Here is a 2852-nt window from a genome sequence, read left to right on the forward strand (position 1 = left end):
CAAACAAGTTCACTACTTATATAATTGAGTAGGCTATTGCTGGATAGATGCCTAGTCTGGGAAAAGGGGACATGGGAAAAGGGGACAGATTTATTTTTAGGCTGACGGTGCTGTGTCATAAATAAATCTGTCCCCTTTTTCCAATAGTGTTTTTTGCCAAGCAGCGCCAAGGTAGATAGTGACTTGTTGGACCTTTTTGTTCGGCTTAGAAGTTTTTTTGAATTAAATGGGCTCTATGCCGAAGGCAAGCCATGGAAAGGTTGTGTTGTCGAACTCTGCCTGCGCAGCATGAAGATAAAAATCGACTTTAAGTACGAATGATCAAGTGTGCAGTTACAGTACCGCCCAACACCGGCCCCGCGCTGGTGTTGTTTCATCTGCGGTCAGCGGCAGGCAGTAGACGCCCGTCCACAATCCTGCCCCTGAACTCCTCCTCGAAAAAGGGGACAGATTTATTTTTCACCTGATCGACTAAGCTGCAGGTCTCAATGGAAGGAGATCGTTCTGCCAAGGGTGGGGCGAATTGTATTGCCGGACTACCCACATGATGTGGTGCAGCGAGGGCATAACCGGCAGGTGGTATTTGCTGCTGAACAAGACTATCAGCGTTACATCTCTGATCTGAAGGGGAAAGGGGATAGGTTTATTTTTAGGCTGACGGTGCTGCGTCATAAATAAATCTGTCACCTTTTTCTTGAGCTTTTATTCGAACCAATGGTTTTGGCGAAATTGTTAGTGCTAGGACAAGAATTCCATGAGTGCGGCAGATATTGAGTTGTGGATTTATGCTCGACCAGATGATGCTCTTACTATAGATCAGCGCCATATGGATGTCATGGATAGGATGTCTAAGATTGGCGCCCCTTTAGGCTTTGCAGGCATTGATCTTCCTACTGCGCCGAGCTGCGGCGATGGGTTAGTTGCTACATATACAGCTAGGCTTCCCGTCAGAGGTCTCCGGCTTGTTGGAGACTACGCGTATCGTGGTGAGCGATATATATATGAAGATCGGGCTTCCTATGACGAGCATTTGCGCTTTGGGTTTAAAGTTTCAAATAAGGCTATTGATTATGTTCAGGTTTTGAATGAGTGCCTTCCGAAGGTGATTGAAGCGTTTAAAGGATACAAGGCTCTGGTTGCTTATGATTTGTACGGGCTGTATTACCAGGGAGGGTTAAATGACGACAATCCTGTTTACAATCGGCTGCGTGAAGATCCAGCTATGGATGTTGATGGGCGCAACAATATTTACACTCTATATCCGGCGCAGTTTTGGGATGCGGAGCTTTGTCAGCGTGCCCTGGGTTATGGTCCTGATGAAGTCGTTTCACGACTGCAAGGTAAGGTTAATGTGGCGGCACGACTGGTGGATGGGGTCTATTTGGTTCTCAACGATGACCCGGGTCTGACCTATGAGGCCTTTGTGGAAATGAACGAGCGTATCAAGCCTGTTTTGGGGCTGGTTTAGTTGAAGGGCAGTAACCGCCCGTCCACGATCCTGCCCCTGAACGCCTCCAGAATGGCCTCGATGCCGAGCCTGCCCTCGGCAAAGGCCCCCAGCCGGCGGATCACCTCGGCATCGGGCTCCGGATCGGAAAAGGGGACAGATTTATTTTTAGGCTGACGGTGCTGCGTCATAAATAAATCTGTCCCCTTTTTACTTGCATCCGGGGGATGTGAGCCTGGCCGAAAATGTTGGTGATTTCGTAGTATCCGTTGCTGCTGATCTTGTGTTGCAGCGTGTTGGCGGTAAAGTTGTTGATCGTATTGCGAGTGCCGTTGACGGGAAGCTGCATGTGCCCAAAACGGACTCTGGTGTTGTCGAAGGCGGTCCAAAAGAAATTGTCAAAGTAAATCCGCCGTTAGCGTTGCCGACGGGGAAACAGGGCTCTGTTATTAGAGGATCTTTAACTGATCACGAATTCAAGCAGGCGTCTGAGATAGTCTCCTTTAAGGGGGGATTTAAGGGGGTGGACTCATCTAAGTTTGCTGGTATTGATGGTTGGTTGGATGGCGTACCTGTTCAACTTAAAGTCGTAGAGGGTGCGAGTATAAACGCAGTAAGAAGAAATATAGTTAGCGGGGCTAAGGATATGGCGAAAGCTGGGTATAGAGGGGATATATATATAGATGCCTCCAGAACAGGCGTTTCCATGAATAAGATGCTGGATCATTTTAAACCTGGGTCTCCTGTCTCCAATGTTGTCGGTGAAGGGGTTGTGAGTAATATTTATATAAAAACGCAAGATGGCTGGATGAATATTTCTGCCGGGCGGGTTGCTCAGCATAAAGGGTGGCAGTAATGTCAACTGGTCTGTTTGTTCCTGTTAGAGAAATCCCTACTTTCAGTGAGCTGCTGGAGGGTATGCTCTCACTTCTTTCTAAGTTCTTTGAGAGGGTAGAGAGAATAACTATTGGTGTTAACCTTGCTGGCGGACTTGATTTGAGCAAGGGGCTGATTCTTGTACAGGATCATGAGCAAGATTTATTCTGTTGGATAAGCTTTTCAGAGGTGCCCGAGGAGTTGAGGGAGGACTCAGAGCATGATTTGCCTATTGTGGCTCAGATACTTACTAGATCGGAGAAAAGTGTTTTCCTCTCTGTGGTTGTTGCCTATGCCATAGGTATGACTTTAGGTGGCCGAGTTGTGTACGATGATGGTCACATATACTTCGACGCCAAGAAGGACTTTTACTCTATCTTAGAGGTGGAGGAGTATATTTTGGCTAGAGTTTGAATGGTCCAAAAGAGGTAGCAAGTCCAGATGCGACGGGCGGGAATAAAGTTGATCCAGAGACCGACCTAGCCCCTTTTCCGCAAGCTGTCTAAACGTGGCGGAGCAATTTAAGGCG

General features: G+C 47.6%; 5 protein-coding genes. 4 read left to right on the forward strand and 1 reads right to left on the reverse strand.

Annotation, left to right across the window (positions count from 1 at the left end):
• Positions 1-513 precede the first annotated feature (513 nt).
• The gene (locus J0A65_RS22000) at positions 514-678 is read left to right on the forward strand and encodes a hypothetical protein (protein WP_206596462.1); all 165 of its coding nucleotides are present in this window, start codon (positions 514-516) and stop codon (positions 676-678) included.
• Positions 679-754: 76 nt separating this feature from the next.
• On the forward strand, positions 755-1468 hold the full coding sequence (locus J0A65_RS22005; protein WP_206596463.1) for a hypothetical protein: 714 nt from the start codon (positions 755-757) through the stop codon (positions 1466-1468).
• Here the strand turns inward: J0A65_RS22005 and J0A65_RS22010 are convergent.
• Entirely contained in the window at positions 1465-1638 is a 174-nt protein-coding gene (locus J0A65_RS22010; protein WP_206596464.1) for a hypothetical protein, read from the reverse strand. The two genes, J0A65_RS22005 and J0A65_RS22010, sit on opposite strands and share 4 nt — an antisense overlap.
• A 38-nt stretch (positions 1639-1676) precedes the next feature.
• Between J0A65_RS22010 and J0A65_RS22015 the strand changes: the two genes are divergently transcribed.
• Positions 1677-2303: a hypothetical protein gene (locus J0A65_RS22015; protein WP_206596465.1), complete on the forward strand. Its 627-nt coding sequence runs from the start codon at positions 1677-1679 to the stop codon at positions 2301-2303.
• Positions 2303-2737: a hypothetical protein gene (locus tag J0A65_RS22020; protein WP_206596466.1), complete on the forward strand. Its 435-nt coding sequence runs from the start codon at positions 2303-2305 to the stop codon at positions 2735-2737. Before J0A65_RS22015 ends, J0A65_RS22020 begins: the two co-directional genes overlap by 1 nt.
• Positions 2738-2852 lie beyond the last annotated feature (115 nt).

This window comes from Bowmanella yangjiangensis, assembly GCF_017255015.1.
In the GTDB taxonomy this organism is placed as follows: domain Bacteria; phylum Pseudomonadota; class Gammaproteobacteria; order Enterobacterales; family Alteromonadaceae; genus Bowmanella; species Bowmanella yangjiangensis.